A 17017-nucleotide genomic window follows, 5' to 3' on the forward strand; every position below is an offset into this window, starting at 1 on the left:
GAGACCAGCATCCCCCACGCCGAGCAGTCCCTGGACGAGGAGGAGACCGCGCCGCTCGCGGTGGACGACGACGCCGAGCCCAGGTGGCAATCGGTCGCCCCGGTCCTTGTGCAACCCGCCGTCGTGGCCGGCCCAACGCCCTACGATTCAAGCTTGTCGGGCAGGCCCGAACCGCGTTCAGGCACGGGGAGCAGCCGACAAGAGGGGCCGGTGCGATGGCAATGTTCGATGAGGTGAAGCAGGTCGATGCCGGTGTCCTGAATATCGGCTACGTCGACGCTGGCCCGTCGGATGGTGCCGCCATGATCCTTCTCCACGGCTGGCCGTACGACATTCACAGCTTCGTTGACGTCGTGCCTCTGCTGACGGACGCCGGTTGCCGGGTCATCGTGCCGTACCTGCGTGGATTCGGCTCGACGCGGTTCCGGTCCGACGAATCCGTCCGGAACGGCCAACCGGCGGCCATCGCACTCGACCTCGTCGCCCTCATGGACGCCCTCAAGATTGACGCGGCGAAGCTGGCCGGCTTCGACTGGGGTGCCCGCACCGCCGACATCGTGGCCGCGCTGTGGCCCGAGCGGTGCCGCGGCCTGGTCTCGGTGAGCGGCTATCTGATCGACGGCCAGGAATCGGGCCGGAACCCGCTCCCGCCGAAGGCGGAAATTGCCTGGTGGTACCAGTTCTACTTCGCCACCGAACGCGGCCGGAAAGGGTACGACAAGAACCGGCGCGACTTCGCCAAGCTGATCTGGCACACCGCCTCGCCGAGATGGATGTTCGACGACGCGACATTCGACCGCAGCGCGGCGGCGTTCGACAACCCCGATCACGTCGAAATCGTGATCCACAACTACCGGTGGCGGCTGGCCCTCGCCGCGGGTGAGCCGCAGTACGAGGAGTTCGAGAAACGGCTGGCCGACAAGCCGAAGATCACGGTGCCCAGCATCTCCCTGGAAGGGGATGCCAACAGTGCGCCACACCTGGAGCCCAGCGTCTACGGCACGCAGTTCTCTGGCCGGTACGAACACCGGACCATCAGCGGCGGGGTGGGGCACAACCTGCCGCAGGAGGCGCCCGGGGCCTTCGCCGACGCGGTGCTGCAGGTCTGAGCCGCCCCCGAGCGGGCCGCGCCAACAGCCTCCCTCAGGCTGCCCCGCCGGCCGGTCGCCGTCGCTTGTGCCCGCGCTGCTGAGAGGCCAGATCGCGTCCCGACGGTTCGGGGCGTTCGACGCGGGTGGGGTTGCCGCGTACGAGCTCGTCGTGGATGCGCCAGCGGGATGTGGTGACGGCGCGTCGGGCCGCCTCGTCGCCGTGCTCGATGCGCTGTCGCAGCAGGTTCAGGGCGATCCGGCGGTTCAGGCTGAACTGCCGCTCGTCGTCCACCACCACGACGATGCCCGAGGGACGGTGGGTCGCCCGTACCGCCGTGCTGGCCTTGTTGCGGTGCTGACCACCGGGGCCCCCGGTACGGCAGGCCACGATGTCGACATCTGCCTCCGTGAACCTCGTCGGCGCGGTGTCGAGCTGGGGCGGTTGAGCAATGACGTACCAGTTCTTGCGCCCGGTGCTCGCCCGGTACGGGCTGGGAGCCTGCCAGCACAGGGTTCCGGTCCAGGAGGCGGCGAACGCCTCGGCGCCGGCGCCCGAGACCTGGATCAGGACCGACCGGTAGGTGCCGGGCCGGTCGCCCGACACGGCCTGGACTCGCTGGGTCGTCAGGCGCTGTCCGGTGGCGTCGTCCTCCAGGCGGCTCAGCAGTTGGGCCAGCGCCCAGGCGCACTCCTGCGGGCCACGCCCGGCCGACAGCAGCAGCTGGACGCTCATCGCCGGCCTCGCCCGCGGCGCTGGTCCCGGCGGTCGGATCGGTGCGGGGACCCGAGGTCGGGTGTCTTGTAGGTGACCAGCGGAGTGGTGGTGGCCACCGGCGTGGCCAGGTGGTGGTCGACGAGGTCGGCGATCACCTGCTCGATGCGCTTGTACGCCGTGGGTGCCTCCTCGAAGAGCAGTTGGCGGTCGCCGCACACCACGATCGAGCCCACCGGCGTGCGGCGCAGCTCCTCGACCGTGTGCTTGGCCCGGCCCCGGCGCAGGGCGTCGGCGCGGGACATCTTGCGGCCCGCGCCATGCGCCACCGAGTGGTTGGCGTCCGAGCCGGCGTGGGCGGCCACGAGGTACGAGGCGGTACCGCGCGTACCGGCGATGAGCACGTCGCGGCCGTCGCCGGGGGCAGCCCCCTTGCGGTGCAGGTAGACCCCGTCACGGACCTCGACCAGGTTGTGGCACTGGTCGACGATCGGCTCGGTCGGTTCGGCGCCCAGGGCGTGCGCGACCCGGGCGGCCATCAACCGCCGGTTGAGCGACCCCCATCGCACGGCGTCGTCATGCATCGCCAGGTAGGCGGCCGGATCGGGGGCGGGGCCGGCACCGTGGGCACCGGTGTGCGCCCGCAGGATCCGCTCGCCCAGGCCGCGCGAGCCACTGTGGACGATGAGGACGAGGCCACCGGCGTCGAGCCCGAGGCGGCTCGCGTGGCCCGGGTCGAAGACGGTCTCGACGCGTGCGAGCTCGACGAAGTGGTTGCCCCGGCCCACCGTCCCGAGGCCCTCCAGGTGGTCGGCGGGAATGTCACCCGACACGACGGCCCAGGCCGGGTCGTCGGCGTCCTGCGCAGGGTCCAGCGGGCGGTCCAGGTCGGGGAACCGGGCGGCGAGCCGTTCGGGTACGGCGCGCTTGAGGTGGATGGGGAACACGGCGATGCCGCAACCGATGTCGGAGCCCACCAGGAACGGGTACAACACGCTCGACGCCATGGCCGCGCCGATGGGCGCGCCCTTGCCTGGGTGCAGGTCCGGCATGGCGGCAACATGGATCATGCCGTCGAGGGCGGCCACCTGCTGGCACTGCGCGAGCGCGTCAGACTCGATCCAACTGGCGGGGGAGGCGAATACGGTGACGGTTGCAGGGGTGGACGGAGACAGAGACTCCCGACGGGAGTGGTGCTGGGACAAGGATGCTCACTTCTGGCTGAGACGTAGGGGCGGACGGCGTCACGGCCCCGGGGCGGCGTCACCGGGGGCTCGGAGCAGAGGGGTTGTCCGTCAGTACGTCATGGACGCCACTCTGGTGGAACCCACCGCGCCCGGCAAGCGAGTTTCGATCGCCGCGTACGCTGCCGCGATGAGCGCACCGCGTCGCATCCTGATCTACGGGGTGCATGGCGCTGGCAAGTCCACCCTCGCGGAGCGGCTGGCCGAGCACCTCGGGTTGCCGTGGTACCCGGTGGACGATCTGCTCTGGAAGCCGGGGTGGGTTGAGGTGCCGGTCGCGCAGCAGCGGAGTCGGATCGAGAAGATCTGCCAACGGGACCGCTGGATCCTCGATGGGGCGTACCACGGGTGGCGCGACGTACCCCTGGCTCGGGCCGACCTGGTGGTCGGCCTGGACTATCCGCGGTGGTGCTCCTTCTGGCGGTTGCTGCGTCGCACCATGCGCCGGTTGGTGACGGGCGAGGAGATCTGCAACGGCAACCGCGAATCACTGGGCAGTGTGCTGTCCCGGGACTCGATCCTGGTCTGGCACATCGGCGGGTTCGGCCGGGCCCGGCGGCGGATGCGGGCGTGGCAGACCGATCCGTCCGCGCCACCGGTGCTGTTGATGCAGTCCCCGGCCGACCTGGATGACTGGCTGATCGACCTCCCCCGTCGTTGAACGACCGCGCTCACCGGCTGAACCGACCAGCCGGTGACGGCCGGATCGCCGCCGGCGGTCGACTGGCTGCCGTCGTCACTGCCCGCTGTTGGGCGCCGGTTTGATCGCGCGCCCGACGACGCACGGCGAGGACGGGCTGTTGCTGGCTGTTGGGAACCGGAACCGGTGCAACTCCTCGATGACGAAACCGGCTGCCGTGATGGCGGCGGTGGTGTCGCGGCCGGTGTGGCAGCCGGCGAACAACTTCGGCCACAGCGTCGCGTCGAGCACCCGTTGGACCCGGCGCAGACCGCCGGGCTTCTCGGCGGCGACGTGCTCGAAGAAGCGCAACTGACCGCCGGGGCGCAGGACCCTGCCGATCTCGGCGAGCGCGCCCGCCTGATCGGGCACGGTGCACAACACCAACGCGACCACGGCAGCGTCGAACTCGCCCTCGCCGGCCGGTAGTGCCTCGGCCAGAGCGTCGACGACCCGGACCGGTACCGGCGCTGTCGTGGCCGCTCGGACGGCGGCTGCACGCAGACGCCGTTCCGGCTCGACCGCGACGACCTCGGTCACCCCGGGTGGGTAGTGGGGGAACATGCGGCCGTTGCCCGCGCCTATCTCGATCACCCGACCGGAGAGGCCGGCGACCAGATTCCGTCGGTGCTCGGCGGTGCCGGCCCGGTCCATGGCCACGCTGAGCCGCTCGTAGAACCGGGCGAACACCGGGTGGGACACCGCTGCCATGCCGACCTCCAGAGGCGATGGGATGCCGTCACCCATCGTGTACGACGCACACAATCATGAGTCGTGATGTCTCCCCGCCGCGTACCCGCAGGTACGTAGCCTGATTTCATCCGTGACACCGCCCACCGTAGCCACCTCGTGCACCGACATCGGTGGACGTGTCACGGATCGGCGCCCTGGTTACGTCGTACTTGGTTGGCAACGACTCGGCCCCACCGCGGGCAGGTAGGAAGTGTTCAGATCATGAAGATAGTCGTCATCGGCGGCAGCGGCCTCATCGGCTCCAAGCTCGTGGACCGCCTCGGTGCGCAGGGGCACGAGGCGGTGGCGGCGTCGCCCAAGACCGGCGTGAACACGCTGACCGGCGAAGGAGTGGGCGAGGTACTCGACGGCGCCGATGTCGTCGTGGACGTGTCGAACTCGCCCTCGTTCGAGGACGCCGCCGTGCTGGACTTCTTCCAGACGTCCACCCGGAATCTCCTCGCGGCCGCGACGGAGGCCGGAGTGGGGCACTACGTGGCGCTCTCCGTCGTGGGCTCGGACGGCCTTCCGGACAGCGGGTACATGCGGGCGAAGGTCGCCCAGGAGAAGCTCATCGCCGAGTCCGGGCTGCCCTATTCGCTGGTGCACGCCACGCAGTTCTTCGAGTTCGTCCAGGGCATCATCGACGCCGGCACGGATGGCGACACGGTTCACCTCGCGCCGGTGCTCATCCAGCCGATCGCGGCCGACGATGTCGCGGCCACGGTGGCCGACGTCGCGGTCGGGACGCCGACGAACGCCGTGGTCGAGGTCGCCGGGCCGGAGCAGTTCCGCCTCGACGAGCTGGGCCGGTCCGTTCTCGCGGGCAGTAAGGACCCCCGTTCTGTGGTGACCGACCCCGCCGCCCGGTACTTCGGCGCCACCCTGGGCGAACGCTCACTCGTTCCCGCCGACGGCGCCCGCGTCGCTGACCGGAGCCTTGACGACTGGCGCACCCAGGCGGCCCGCGGGCGGTAACGCTACGGCGGGCCGGCGGTCGGATCCGCCGGCCTGCCGAGGCGCTCCAGCAGGTCCCGCACCGCCTGGGTGAACCGTTCCTCGGATTCGCACGGCCAGTGCCCCTGAATGGGTGGTGGGACGCTGTCGCTGGGTGGAGTCACCACGTCGCGGGGATCTCGCAGGCGGCGGTCCACCGTCGCCGCCGGACCGTCGACGGCCGCCGGCTCACCTGGCCGGTGGCCGGAGAAGATCCAGCCGCCGATGGCATCGGTGTCGCGCCACAGGTTCACCCACCGCCAGCCGACCCGGCTGCCGACCTCGTGCAGCACCGCATCGTTGATGAAGGCGGGGAAGAGCCGCCCGTAGAGTCGGCGCAGCGGTGCCCCTTCGGTGATCAGGGCGACCCGGTTGCCGACCTGCGGTGGCAACTGGAGCACCGTCGCGGCGACCAGGACCGAACCATGGCTGTGCCCGGTGAGCAGCACCGCGTTGCCGCGGGAGACCAGGTACGTGATTCGTCGGGCCAGCTCCGGCACGGCTCGTTCGGCGTAGCAGGCCGGTGCGAACGGGTGGGCGGCCCGCGGCCAGAAGGTGCCCAGGTCCCAGAGGACGCCGACGTGCCGCCGGAACGGGAGGGTCCGATAGCCGAAGATCCCGCCGATGATCAGGCCGAGGATGATCGCCGCGATCACCCAGCTGCCGAACGCGATGCCGAAGGTGACCACGTCGGCCGGCACGCCGATGTTGCGCTCGATGACGTCGCTCGGGAACAGCTCCAGCAGGCCGATGGTGGTGGTGGCCGTGCCGAGTCCAGCGAGGCAGCTGTAGACCACGGCCAACGGCACCAGTTTCTCGGTGAACAAGGCCCGGGCGATCGTTTGCTGCACCTGTCGCAGGCGGGGCGCGGCCTCGGCGGGCGCGTCGGGGAAGTCGCGCTCGACGATCTTCGCCGCAGCGCGGTACCGCCCGCGGCGGGAGATCAGAACGAGCAGGCCCGCGACAATCAGTGTGATCAGTACCGCCCGGAGGAAGCCGTAGATCACCCAGGTGTACGCCCGGGCCGGCACGCTGGTCAGGCCCTCGCCGGTCGGCGTATCGCGATCCAGGAAGTCCGCCACCCGGTAGATCAGCTCGGCGGAGTACGCCACCGCCAGACTGATCGCGGCGGCCACGATCACCAGCGTTCCCAGCCCGAACAGCGGAGTGACGTCCCGCCGCCGGTCCCGGCGCCAGAGCAGCACGACGCCCAGGGCCACCAGCAGCGTCGTCTGGGCGACGAACAGCCCGGTCAGGGTCCCCTCGTAGCCGGGCAGGCCGCCCCCCTGAGGCCAGGGCGCCGGGCTGGCCAGCACGTGGGCCACGACCACGACGGTCAGGATGATGGCGATCGTCCGCAGGGTGCGGGTGATCCCGTCGAGCCGCCGGTCCGTGGCGGCCCGGTCGATCAGCGGGGGCGTGCAGAGCAGGACCACGCAGACGGCCAGTACGGCCCCGGTGGCCACGGCCAGCGCGATCGTGCCGGCCGAGTGGCTGGTTGTGGCTCGGGCGGCGAGCAGAGTGACGTCCAGCGTCGCGAACGCCGCCGCGACGTGGATGGAGCGCAGCCGACCCACCAGCGGCTCGGCGTCCCACTGACCGACCGCGCCGAGCGGGAGCCCGGAGACCTCCTTCTCGGGTGCGCGAAACGCCTCGAACGTTCTTCCCGGGCGGTTGGTGAGTCGCCAGAGCAGACCGATGGCGGCGGCCGGGACCAGCGCGAGCACCGCCAGCCGCAGTCCGACGGGGCGTCCTCCCAACCAGGACAACCAGCTGCGCCCGGCCAGGCAGCGGGGCAAGGACATGCACTTCCAGGCGAGCAGGTCCAGGGCGACGCCGGCGACGGCGAGCACGTACAGCACGGTGAGCGTGAGCGCCAACACCCGGCACAGTGACTTGACCATCGTCTCGGAGCCAGGGTTCGCCGGGCGCATCCAGATCGCCACATTGGCCAGCATGAACGGCAGCAGGAAAACCAGCGCCAGGGTGCGGGCCACCGTCCCGGAGGGCAGGTCACCCCAGCGGTACGCCTCCAGCTTCACCCCGTACGCGCCGGTGTCCGAACGGCACGGGCTGGGTCGGTAGAAGCCCCCACTGCGGTCGCCCGCGACCTGCGCCACCTGCTGCAGGCCCAACACCTGATCGGCGCTCGCGCTGGAGACCCCGTGCACCCGCAACTCCACGACGTCGCCGGAGCTGCGTGGCCCGCTCAACGGCGCTGATCCATCCGACATCGCCCCCCGAGGTGTCTCGGCAGCCCCTGCCACGCGATCAGCCGCCGAGGCGGGCCCCGCCACCCGCGTGGCAGACCGGGGTCTACCCCACCTGGACCAGCCCAATCGTGGCAACAGCGGACGCGCCGCCCGCCGGGTGGCCGCCCACGCTCTCGACCCGGGCCACCCGGCTTCCCGGAGCCGACCCCGGTGGCGAGGGCTAGTGCGCCCGGGTGGGCATCAGGTCCGTCCTCGCCAGCCCGGTCTCCAGGTCGAGCGGGAACGACACGTGCTGGTGGACCATCTCCCAGCCGTGGTCGGTCCGGTGGAACACCCGCGTGCCCCGCGACCAGCTCTCGCTGGTGGTGCCGTCCTCCTGTTGCGCGGTCATCCGGTTCAGGCCCCATGACACGGCCAGGTCGTCGCGGACGACGACCGCCAGATCGGGAACCTCCCAGGTGACGGTGCCGCCGCTGGCGTCGAGGCCGCTGGCGCAGACCTCGCGGACCTGGTCCCGGCCGACGTACTCCAGCGGCTGCTCGTGTTCGTACGACACGACGGCCGGGGCGATGGGCTCCATGAGGCCGTCGAGGTCCTTCGCCGCAGTGGCCTCGAACCAGCGCCGGTGCAGCGCCCGCACCTCGCGTTCGGATTCTTCGCGCTCGCCGGCGCCGTTGTCGTCGGGGAACGAGTGGTGCTCGTGTGCGACGACCCACGATCCGCCCTCCTTGCGCAGGCCGAGGGTCAGGCGCAGCAGGAACTCCGGCCTCTTCGCCAGGTCGGCGGGGGTGCCGCAGCGCAGCAGCGCGTGGGCGTAGGCGACGGTGTCGCCCGCGGTGATGTCGAGGCTGGCCAGCTCGAACGTGGCGCCCGATTCCTGCCACCGGAAGAAGTCGGGCCAGCTCCGCTCGTACGCCTCAATGCCCTCGACGCCCTGGTATGGCGGGGGGACGTCGTACATGACGATGTCCTCGGCGTGGTCGGCGAGGACGCCGGGCAGGTCACCGACCCGGACCGCCTGTGTCCAGCGTTCGATCAGTTCGCGGATCTGTGTCTCGTCGTCGGCCATGATGTCCCCTCGTGGGTCGGGTAGCTCTCACCTCTACAACCCGCGCGGAGCGACGAACTCATCGCCGCGTACTGACCAACTTTCCTCGTCCTGCCCGAGTTCCATGCCGAGGCCGCACATCCGGACGGTCTCCGGGGTTAGGAACGACACCACCTCGGCGATCATGGTGCCGCGCAGCGCGACGACGTCCAGTGCCGCCGCGGTGAAGACAGACGTCTCCGGATCCCAGAGGTAGGTCCCGAAGGCGAGCTGCCCGTTCGCGTACGTCGGGACGAACCGCCACCGCACCGCCAGCGGGCCGTCCAGCAGGAACCCTCGGATGCCCTCGTGGCCCTCGTACCACCGGGGCAGCGGCGGCATCGAGTACCGGGCGTCGTCGGTGAGCATCGCCAGGATGGCGTCGACGTCGCCCCGCTCCCACGCGGCCACGTACCGCCGGGCCACCTCGCGTACCTTCTCGTCGCCGAGGCCGCTCAACTCCGTCTGCTGGCTGGTCGCGGTCGGGCGCAGCGCGTCGACCACCCGGCGGGCCCGTTGCAGGGCACTGTTGACCGCCGCGGCGGAGGTGTCGAGCAGATCGGCGACCTCGGCGGCGGGGTAGCCGAGCACGTCCCGCAACAGCAGTACGGCCCGCTGCCGGCCGGGCAGGTGCTGCAGCGATGCGACGAACGCGAGCTCCAGATGCTCGCGCTCCACCATCCGCTGCGCCGGGTCCCGTTCCCCGGCGGGGGCCGACCGCCGGTCCGGGTACGGCCCGAGCCAGGCGGTTTCGGCCACTGCCGCCGCCCCCGGCGTGAGGTCGGTGGGCAACTCCCGGCGCCGACCCCGGCGTTCGATCATGGTGAGGCACCGGTTGGTGGCGATCTTGTAGAGCCAGGCTCGCAGCGTGCCGCGATCCTCGTACCGGTCCCCGCTCTGCCAGGCCCGCGTGAAGGCCTCCTGCACCGCGTCCTCGGCGTCGTGGAAGGAGCCGAGCATCCGGTAGCAGTGGGCCGTCAGCTCGTCGCGGTATGCCTCGACCAGCAGGACGAACGTCACGGTGGTAGAGCCTACATTCACCACGGCCGACGTCCGGTCGCCCGCGAGCTGACCGCTGGCTGCGGCGACGGCTGCCAGGATTGATCCGGCCATGGCGGGGTAGGTGCCGCCATGGTCGATGCGGGTCGGCACGAAGCGGACAGGGGAGCCTCGACCCGCACCGACGACACCGCCCAGACCGGCCTGGCGGCGATCGTCGCCCGTTTTCGCGGCCGTTCGGCGGCCACCGTGCGGGACCGGTTGCGTCGGGTACGCGCCATGGGCGGGCTCGCCGTGCAGGCCGGCCTGGCCGCGACGCTGTCCTGGCTGGTGGCGCACGACCTGCTGCACATCTCGCAGCCGTTGTTCGCGCCGATCTCCGCGGTGTCGACCCTCGCCGCGTCGGTCGGCCAACGCCTGCGCCGCACCGTCGAGCTGATCATCGGGGTGACCGTCGGGGTGCTGATCGGTGACCTGCTGCTCGTCGTGATCGGCACCGGGTGGTGGCAGCTCGCCGTGGTCGTCGTCCTGGCGATCCTCGTCGCGTTGTTCCTCGTCGGCAGTGCGGCGGTGGTGGTCCAGGCCGGGGCGACCGCGGTGCTCATCACCACGCTCAGCCCATCCGTGCGTGACCTGGAGATCCCCCGGTTCGTGGACGCGCTCGTGGGGGGAGGGGTGGCGCTGCTGGTGACCGCGGTGCTGCTGCCGCTGAACCCCCTGCGGGTGCTCAACCGGGCCGCGCGGCCGGCGCTGGATCTCCTCAGCACCCAGCTCGACGCCACCGCCGGCGCGCTGACCGAACGCGATGCCGCTGCGGCGCGTACGGCCCTGGCCGAGCTGCGGCAGAACAAGGACGAGTTGAAGGCACTCGTCGAGGCGACCCAGGGCGCCCGGGAGGCCAGCACCCTCTCGCCGGTGCACTGGCACGAGCGGCACGGGCCGGTGGGCCGGTTCGCGCATGCGGCGGAACCGATCGACCGGGCGATGCGCAACAGCGGGACGTTGATCCGCAGGGCGGTGAGTCTCATCGAGGACGGCGAGCCGGTCCCGGAGCCGATGCCGAGGGCGGTCGCCTGCCTGGCCGAGGCGGTCCGGCTCCTGAAACGGCAGTTCGCCGTCGGCGACGAACCGCGGCAAGCGCGGGATCAGGCGCTGCGAGCGGTCTGTGCGGCCGGTGACGCCTACCGGGAGGGGGTCGGCTTCTCCGGTGCCGTCGTGGTCGCGCAGGTCCGAACGACCGTCAGTGACTTGCTGGTGGCTACCGGGCTGGACCAGGAGGACGCGAACCTCCTGGTCAGGCGCGCCTTCGGCGAGTTGACGTCGCCCATCGGGGGCCGCGGGGACTGACCGGTTCCTACCTGGTGGCACCATCGTGAGCCAAGGGGTGTTGCGGCTGAGCCAAAGTGGTGCCATGATGGTGCCATGGAACTGAGGCCGTACGTCGAGAACCTGCGAAACGAGTTCGCTGTGGCCGCGGAGGGCGTCGACCAGGACGGTCGCGCGCTGGCCGAGCGGCTCTTCACCCAGTTGGAGGCGGCGACCCGCCTCACGCTGCTCGAGGCGCTGTCCGACGCGGCCGACGAGATCACCCGCGAGCTCGCCCCGGGTTCGGTGCACGTACGGCTGCGCGGTCGCGAGCCCGACTTCGTGGTGACGCCGGCCAGCCCGCCGGTCGACGGCGCTGGCGAGCAGACCCGCGCGCCCGCGCAGCCAGCGCCGGTGCTCACACCCGAGGGTGACGACGGCGGCACGTCGAGGATCAACCTCCGCCTCCCCGACCACCTGAAGGCCAGCGTCGAAGAGGCCGCCGGCCGCGCCGGGCTGTCGGTCAACGCCTGGCTGGTGCGTGCTGTCGCCGGCGCCATCGGGGCGGGCGATCCAGATCGTCGTCCGACCCGCCGGACGGAGCCGCGCTCCGGCCAGCACTTCACCGGCTGGGCGCGCTGACCGCGTACCCCTGCTTCTTTCTTCCCGCCGCTCACCTGTAGCGATGCCCGCTGCCCACATTCCGGGAGACCACCATGCCTGTTTTCGATACGCCAGAGCCCATCTCCGTCCAGATCGAGCTGCCCGTCGGCGACGCCTGGATCGCCGCGACCGACCGCACCGACACCGTCGTGCGGGTGCGGCCCCGTGACCCGTCGAGCAAGGCCGACGTGAGCGCCTCCGAGCAGACCACGGTCGAGTTCGCCGCCGGCCAACTGATGATCAAAGCGCCGAAGAGCTGGCGTCGCTTCGGCCCCGGAGCCGGACCCTCGGTCGACCTCCTGATCGAGGTGCCGAGTGGATCGCGGGTGGACGCCAAGGCATCCTGGGCGGCTTTCCGCTGCGAGGGGCGGCTCGGCGAGTGCAACGTCAAGACCGGTGGCGCGATCCGGCTCGACCGGACCGGGCCGGTGGACATCGACAGCAGCCACGGCGAGGTCACCGTCGAGCACGTCGCCGGATCTGCCCAGGTGAAGGCGTCCTCCGGCAAGGTACGCATCGGCGTGGTCGACGGCACCGCCGAGATCAAGAACTCTTCCGGCGACTGCTGGATCGGCCAGAGCAACGGCAACGTCCGGCTCAACACCGCCTACGGCGACATCGCCGTCGACGAGCCGATGGCCTCGGTGGAGGCGCGCACGGCCTACGGCAACGTCCGCCTCGGTGGGGTCGTGCGGGGGTCGATCGAGGTGCAGACCTCCTACGGGGCCATCGAGGTCGGCGTCCGCCGCGGGACCGCCGCCTGGCTCGACGTCAGCTCCCGCCATGGCCGGGTGCACAACGCGCTCGACACGACAGACAGCCCGGGGCAGACCGACGAAACGGTCGAGGTCCGGGCGAGCACCGCCTACGGCGACATCATGATCCGCCGCGCCTGATGGACCGCGCACGGCGAGACCGTCCACGAATCGAGGAGACCATGGCCCGACCCTCCCGGCCCGCGATCATCGCGACCGGCCTGCGCAAGTCCTACGGCGACAAGGTCGTGCTCAAGGGCATCGACCTGGAGATCGCCGAAGGAACGATCTTCGCGTTGCTCGGCCCCAACGGCGCCGGCAAGACCACCGCCGTGCAGATCCTGTCCACTCTGATCAATGCCGACAGCGGCGAAGCCCGCATCGCCGGCCACGACCTCACCCGAGAGCCCGACGCCGTACGCGAGCTGATCGGCGTCACCGGCCAGTTCTCCGCCGTCGACAACCTGCTCACCGGTCAGGAGAACCTGAACCTGATGGCCGACCTGTGCCACCTGGACCGGGCGGCCGGCCGGCGGCGCACCGCCGAACTGCTCGACCAGTTCGACCTGGTGGAGGCGGCGAGCAAGCCGGTGTCGACCTACTCCGGCGGCATGCGCCGGCGGCTCGATCTCGCGATGACCCTGGTGGGGGAGCCCCGCCTCATCTTCCTCGACGAGCCGACGACCGGCCTCGACCCGCGCAGCCGCCGCGCCATGTGGCAGATCATCCGTGACCTCGTGGCGGATGGCGTCACCATCTTCCTGACCACGCAGTACCTGGAGGAGGCCGACCAACTCGCCGACCGGGTCGCGTTCCTCGACCACGGCCGCCTGATCGCCGAGGGCACCCCGCACGAGCTCAAACGGCTCATCCCCGGTGGACACGTCGTGCTGGAGTTCGCCGACCTGGCGGGGCTCGACGCGGCCGCCCGCACGCTCGCGACGGCCACCCGCGACGACACGGCGCTCACCCTGCAGGTCCCGAGCGACGGCGGGGTCGGGTCGCTGCGGTCCCTGCTCGACCAACTCGACCGCGCCTCGGTCAGCGTGGCCGGCCTCGCCCTGCACACCCCCGATCTCGATGACGTCTTCCTTGCCCTCACCGGCCAACCCGACAACGAAAGGGCCATGGCGCGATGACCACTCTCTCTCTTGCCGTCCGTGACTCGAGCACGATGCTGCGGCGCAACCTTCTGCATATGCGGCGCTATCCGTCGATGACCCTCATGCTCGTCGGCATCCCGGTCATCATCCTGCTGCTCTTCGTCTACGTCTTCGGTGGCACGCTCGGCGCCGGCCTCGGGCCCTCCGGCGACCGTGCCCAGTACGCCAACTACGTCACCCCTGGCATCCTGATCATCACGGTGGTCAGCGGGGCGCAGGGCACCGCCATCTCGATTGCCATGGACATGACCGAGGGCATCATCGCCCGGTTCCGCACCATGGCGATCTTCCGACCGTCGGTCCTCACCGGCCACGTGCTGGGCAGCCTGTTCCAGACACTGATCAGTCTCGCGGCCGTCACCGGCGTGGCGCTGCTGGTCGGGTTCCGACCGACCGCCAACCCGATCGAGTGGCTCGCCGCGATCGGCGTCCTGGCCATGATCACCTTTGCGCTCACCTGGCTGTCGGTGGCGCTCGGCCTGGTCAGCGAGAGTGTCGAGACGGCGAGCAACCTGCCGATGCCGCTGGTGCTGCTGCCGTTCCTCGGCAGCGGGTTCGTCCCCACCGACTCCATGCCCACCGCGGTACGGTGGTTCGCGGACTACCAGCCCTTCACGCCGGTCATGGAGACCATTCGCGGCCTGCTGCTCGGCACCGGGATCGGCAACAACGCGATCCTCGCGGTCGGCTGGTGCGCCACCATCTCCGTGCTCTGCTTCTTCTGGGCCAAGGCGCTGTACAAGCGCAGGGCCGCGGGCTGATCCCGGCCAATCCACCGAAGACCGACGGCCCGGCTGACCAGCCGGGCCGTCGGTTCATGCTCGGGTCTGCCGGGAGCACCATGGGCACCCGCGGACGTTGCGAAGCTGTTGCGGGCAGATGTCTTGACGGCTTTGGATGTGAGCGTTAACACTGGGTCCGTCAACGGTGGAGGTGGACATGACCCGTGTGGACGGAGCCGGCGAAAGCTACGTCGTCGGCGTCGACTTCGGCACCCTGTCCGGGCGAGCCCTGGTGGTCCGTGTCGGTGACGGCGCCGAGTTGGGGACCGCGGTGCACGAGTACCGCGACGGAGTCATCAGCGCGGCGCTTCCCGGAGGCCGGCCACTGCCGCCGGACTGGGCCCTGCAGAATCCGGACGACTACCGCGACGTGCTGCGGTACGCCGTACCGGCGGCCGTGTCCGCCGCCGGGGTCGACCCCGCCGCGATCGTCGGCATCGGCATCGACTTCACCGCCTGCACCGTGCTGCCGACGTTCGCCGACGGCACTCCGTTGTGCGAGGTGCCGGAGCTGCGCGACCGCCCGCACTCCTGGGTCAAGCTGTGGAAGCACCACGCCGCCCAGCCGCACGCTGACCGGATCAACGCCCTGGCGCACGGTCGTGCCGAGCCGTGGATCGGCCGGTACGGCGGCAAGATCTCCGCCGAGTGGCAGTTCGCCAAAGGCCTGCAGATCCTGGAAGAGGACCCCGAGGTCTACCACCGGGCCGAGCGTTTCATCGAGGCCGCGGACTGGATCGTCTGGCAGCTCAGCGGCACCGAGACCCGGAACGTCTGTACGGCCGGTTACAAGGGGATCCGGCAGGATGGCCGGTACCCGTCGGCGGGTTTCCTGACCGCGCTCAACCCCGACTTCGCCGACTTCGTGGCCAAGTTGGACGGCCCACTGCTGCCCCTCGGTGCCCGGGCCGGCTCGCTCACCGCCCGTGCCGCGGCCTGGACCGGCCTGCCGGAGGGGATCGCGGTGGCCGCCGGCAACGTCGACGCGCACGTCACGGCGGCCTCCGCGCAGGCCGTGGAGCCCGGTCGGCTCGTGGCGATCATGGGCACGTCGACCTGCCACGTGGTCAACGGCGCACACCTCGCCGAGGTGGCCGGGATGTGCGGCGTCGTCGACGGTGGCATCAGCCCCGGCGCATGGGGTTACGAGGCCGGGCAGAGCGGAGTCGGCGACATCTTCGGCTGGTTCGTCGAGCACGCCGCCCCGACCGGGTTCGACTCGCACGAACGCCTCACGGAGTTGGCCGCCAGCCAGCCGGTCGGCGCGCACGGCCTGGTCGCGCTGGACTGGTGGAACGGAAACCGCTCGCTGCTGGTCAACCACGACCTCAGCGGGATGATCGTCGGGATGACCCTGGCCACCCGGCCGCAGGACATCTACCGGGCGCTGTTGGAGTCCACGGCGTACGGCACGCGGATGATCATCGAGGCGTTCGTCGAGGCCGGCGTGGCGGTGGACGACCTGGTGATCGCCGGCGGTCTCACCTCCAACGAACTGCTGATGCAGATCTACGCCGACGTGACCAACCGGCCGCTGAGCATCATCGCCTCCGCGCAGGGGCCGGCGCTCGGGTCGGCGATCCACGCCGCCGTCGCCGCTGGCGAGTACCCCTCGATCCACGAGGCGTCGCGGGCGATGGGCCGGGTGCACGAGGCCGTCCACCGGCCGGATCCCGATCGGGCACGGGCGTACGACGCCCTCTATGCCGAGTACCGGGCGCTGCACGACCACTTCGGTCGCGGTGGCAACGAGGTCATGCTCCGCCTGCGGACGATCCGCAACGCCGCCCTCGGGACCGGTGTGGCCACGCACGAGACAGCGCTGGAGGTGGTCGCGTGAACGCCGAGGTGAGCCGACAGATCGGCGAACTGCGCGAGACGGTCGCCCGGCTGCACGCCGAACTGACCCGGTACCGCCTGGTGGCCTGGACGGCCGGCAACATCTCCGCGCGGGTTCCCGGTCGGGACCTCATGGTCATCAAGCCCAGCGGCGTCGGCTACGACGAACTCTCGGCGGACACCATGGTGGTCTGCGACCTCGATGGCGTCCTCGTCGAGGGCGACCTCGCCCCGTCCAGCGACACCGCCGCCCACGCCTACGTCTACCGGGCGATGCCGGAGGTCGGCGGGGTCGTCCACACGCACAGCAGCTACGCCACCGCCTGGGCGGCCCGGGGGGAGGCGATCCCCTGCCACCTGACCGCCCAGGCCGACGAATTCGGCGGGGAGATCCCGGTGGGCCCGTTCGCCCTGATCGGTGGTGACGACATCGGCAAGGGCATCGTCGCCACGCTCGCCGGGCATCGCTCACCCGCGGTGCTCATGCGCAACCACGGCGTCTTCACCGTCGGTCGTGACGCCCGCGCGGCGGTCAAGGCCGCGGTCATGTGCGAGGACGTCGCCCGCACCGCGCACCTGGCTCGCGCACTCGGGCAGCCGGTGCCGATCGCGCAGGCCGACATCGACGCGCTCTACCACCGCTACCAGAACGTCTACGGCCAACAACCGCTCTCACCGGCGGGTTCCTGACCGGCCACCGGCCACGCCCGGATCCGCCGGCCGGCACCACCGAGGTACCAGTACGCACCACCCGCGT

Annotated in this window: 16 protein-coding genes; 10 read left to right on the top strand and 6 right to left on the bottom strand. The window is 71.0% G+C overall.

The annotated features are described in order from the left end of the window. The first annotated feature begins 83 nt into the window (after window positions 1-83). Window positions 84-1109, top strand: coding sequence for an alpha/beta hydrolase (locus ABZV00_RS29915; RefSeq protein ID WP_355612239.1), 1026 nt, complete (start codon window positions 84-86; stop codon window positions 1107-1109). 34 nt (window positions 1110-1143) lie between these two features. Here ABZV00_RS29915 and prfH read toward each other — a convergent pair whose 3' ends face one another. Then, window positions 1144-1824, bottom strand: a complete 681-nt coding sequence (gene prfH, locus ABZV00_RS29920) for a peptide chain release factor H (RefSeq protein WP_355612242.1) — start codon at window positions 1822-1824, stop codon at window positions 1144-1146. Beyond that, on the bottom strand, window positions 1821-3008 hold the full coding sequence (locus ABZV00_RS29925; protein ID WP_355612245.1) for an RNA ligase RtcB family protein: 1188 nt from the start codon (window positions 3006-3008) through the stop codon (window positions 1821-1823). Before ABZV00_RS29925 ends, prfH begins: the two co-directional genes overlap by 4 nt. Before the next feature lie 169 nt (window positions 3009-3177). Between ABZV00_RS29925 and ABZV00_RS29930 the strand changes: the two genes are divergently transcribed. Then, on the top strand, window positions 3178-3708 hold the full coding sequence (locus tag ABZV00_RS29930) for an AAA family ATPase (RefSeq protein ID WP_355612248.1): 531 nt from the start codon (window positions 3178-3180) through the stop codon (window positions 3706-3708). 75 nt (window positions 3709-3783) lie between these two features. On the opposite strand, the gene ABZV00_RS29935 is transcribed toward ABZV00_RS29930, so the two are convergent. Continuing rightward, window positions 3784-4437 carry a methyltransferase domain-containing protein gene (locus ABZV00_RS29935; protein ID WP_355612251.1) on the bottom strand — a complete coding sequence of 218 codons (654 nt, stop codon included), beginning with the start codon at window positions 4435-4437 and terminating at the stop codon, window positions 3784-3786. A gap of 243 nt (window positions 4438-4680) precedes the next feature. Between ABZV00_RS29935 and ABZV00_RS29940 the strand changes: the two genes are divergently transcribed. Continuing rightward, on the top strand, window positions 4681-5436 hold the full coding sequence (locus tag ABZV00_RS29940) for an SDR family oxidoreductase (protein ID WP_355612254.1): 756 nt from the start codon (window positions 4681-4683) through the stop codon (window positions 5434-5436). Between the two features lie 2 nt (window positions 5437-5438). Here ABZV00_RS29940 and ABZV00_RS29945 read toward each other — a convergent pair whose 3' ends face one another. The 3 genes from ABZV00_RS29945 to ABZV00_RS29955 all read right to left on the bottom strand — a co-directional run bounded on the left by ABZV00_RS29945 (window position 5439) and on the right by ABZV00_RS29955 (window position 9867). Continuing rightward, window positions 5439-7667: a hypothetical protein gene (locus ABZV00_RS29945; protein ID WP_355612257.1), complete on the bottom strand. Its 2229-nt coding sequence runs from the start codon at window positions 7665-7667 to the stop codon at window positions 5439-5441. Between the two features lie 220 nt (window positions 7668-7887). Next, the gene (locus ABZV00_RS29950; protein ID WP_355612260.1) at window positions 7888-8736 is read right to left on the bottom strand and encodes a nuclear transport factor 2 family protein; all 849 of its coding nucleotides are present in this window, start codon (window positions 8734-8736) and stop codon (window positions 7888-7890) included. Window positions 8737-8769: 33 nt separating this feature from the next. Then, window positions 8770-9867, bottom strand: a complete 1098-nt coding sequence (locus ABZV00_RS29955; RefSeq protein WP_355612363.1) for a sigma-70 family RNA polymerase sigma factor — start codon at window positions 9865-9867, stop codon at window positions 8770-8772. 18 nt (window positions 9868-9885) lie between these two features. On the opposite strand from ABZV00_RS29955, the gene ABZV00_RS29960 reads away from it, so the two are divergent. From ABZV00_RS29960 to ABZV00_RS29990, 7 genes are all read left to right on the top strand, one after another. Beyond that, window positions 9886-11100 carry an FUSC family protein gene (locus ABZV00_RS29960; RefSeq protein ID WP_355612263.1) on the top strand — a complete coding sequence of 405 codons (1215 nt, stop codon included), beginning with the start codon at window positions 9886-9888 and terminating at the stop codon, window positions 11098-11100. 75 nt (window positions 11101-11175) lie between these two features. Then, window positions 11176-11700, top strand: coding sequence for a hypothetical protein (locus ABZV00_RS29965; RefSeq protein ID WP_328425369.1), 525 nt, complete (start codon window positions 11176-11178; stop codon window positions 11698-11700). 74 nt (window positions 11701-11774) lie between these two features. Then, window positions 11775-12617, top strand: coding sequence for a DUF4097 family beta strand repeat-containing protein (locus ABZV00_RS29970; RefSeq protein ID WP_355612267.1), 843 nt, complete (start codon window positions 11775-11777; stop codon window positions 12615-12617). A gap of 41 nt (window positions 12618-12658) precedes the next feature. Next, window positions 12659-13615 (top strand): ATP-binding cassette domain-containing protein, encoded by a 957-nt coding sequence (locus ABZV00_RS29975; protein WP_355612269.1) that lies wholly within the window; start codon window positions 12659-12661, stop codon window positions 13613-13615. Further along, window positions 13612-14400, top strand: coding sequence for an ABC transporter permease (locus tag ABZV00_RS29980; RefSeq protein WP_355612272.1), 789 nt, complete (start codon window positions 13612-13614; stop codon window positions 14398-14400). The genes ABZV00_RS29975 and ABZV00_RS29980 overlap by 4 nt, the downstream gene beginning before the upstream one ends. A gap of 178 nt (window positions 14401-14578) precedes the next feature. Next, window positions 14579-16261, top strand: a complete 1683-nt coding sequence (gene araB, locus ABZV00_RS29985) for a ribulokinase (protein ID WP_355612275.1) — start codon at window positions 14579-14581, stop codon at window positions 16259-16261. Continuing rightward, window positions 16258-16950 carry an L-ribulose-5-phosphate 4-epimerase gene (locus ABZV00_RS29990; protein WP_355612278.1) on the top strand — a complete coding sequence of 231 codons (693 nt, stop codon included), beginning with the start codon at window positions 16258-16260 and terminating at the stop codon, window positions 16948-16950. Before araB ends, ABZV00_RS29990 begins: the two co-directional genes overlap by 4 nt. Window positions 16951-17017: the final 67 nt, after the last annotated feature.

The sequence above is a fragment of the Micromonospora sp. NPDC005173 genome, assembly GCF_040608515.1.
Classification (GTDB): domain Bacteria; phylum Actinomycetota; class Actinomycetes; order Mycobacteriales; family Micromonosporaceae; genus Micromonospora.

Bases quoted from the DNA above. Each gene is read 5' to 3' on its own strand.
- prfH (WP_355612242.1), bottom strand. From the start codon at position 1,824: ATGAGCGTCCAGCTGCTGCTGTCGGCCGGGCGTGGCCCGCAGGAGTGC.
- ABZV00_RS29930 (WP_355612248.1), top strand. From the start codon at position 3,178: ATGAGCGCACCGCGTCGCATCCTGATCTACGGGGTGCATGGCGCTGGC.
- ABZV00_RS29935 (WP_355612251.1), bottom strand. From the start codon at position 4,437: ATGGCAGCGGTGTCCCACCCGGTGTTCGCCCGGTTCTACGAGCGGCTC.
- ABZV00_RS29940 (WP_355612254.1), top strand. From the start codon at position 4,681: ATGAAGATAGTCGTCATCGGCGGCAGCGGCCTCATCGGCTCCAAGCTC.
- ABZV00_RS29950 (WP_355612260.1), bottom strand. From the start codon at position 8,736: ATGGCCGACGACGAGACACAGATCCGCGAACTGATCGAACGCTGGACA.
- ABZV00_RS29955 (WP_355612363.1), bottom strand. From the start codon at position 9,867: ATGGCCGGATCAATCCTGGCAGCCGTCGCCGCAGCCAGCGGTCAGCTC.
- ABZV00_RS29960 (WP_355612263.1), top strand. From the start codon at position 9,886: ATGGTCGATGCGGGTCGGCACGAAGCGGACAGGGGAGCCTCGACCCGC.
- ABZV00_RS29965 (WP_328425369.1), top strand. From the start codon at position 11,176: ATGGAACTGAGGCCGTACGTCGAGAACCTGCGAAACGAGTTCGCTGTG.
- ABZV00_RS29970 (WP_355612267.1), top strand. From the start codon at position 11,775: ATGCCTGTTTTCGATACGCCAGAGCCCATCTCCGTCCAGATCGAGCTG.
- ABZV00_RS29975 (WP_355612269.1), top strand. From the start codon at position 12,659: ATGGCCCGACCCTCCCGGCCCGCGATCATCGCGACCGGCCTGCGCAAG.
- ABZV00_RS29980 (WP_355612272.1), top strand. From the start codon at position 13,612: ATGACCACTCTCTCTCTTGCCGTCCGTGACTCGAGCACGATGCTGCGG.
- araB (WP_355612275.1), top strand. From the start codon at position 14,579: ATGACCCGTGTGGACGGAGCCGGCGAAAGCTACGTCGTCGGCGTCGAC.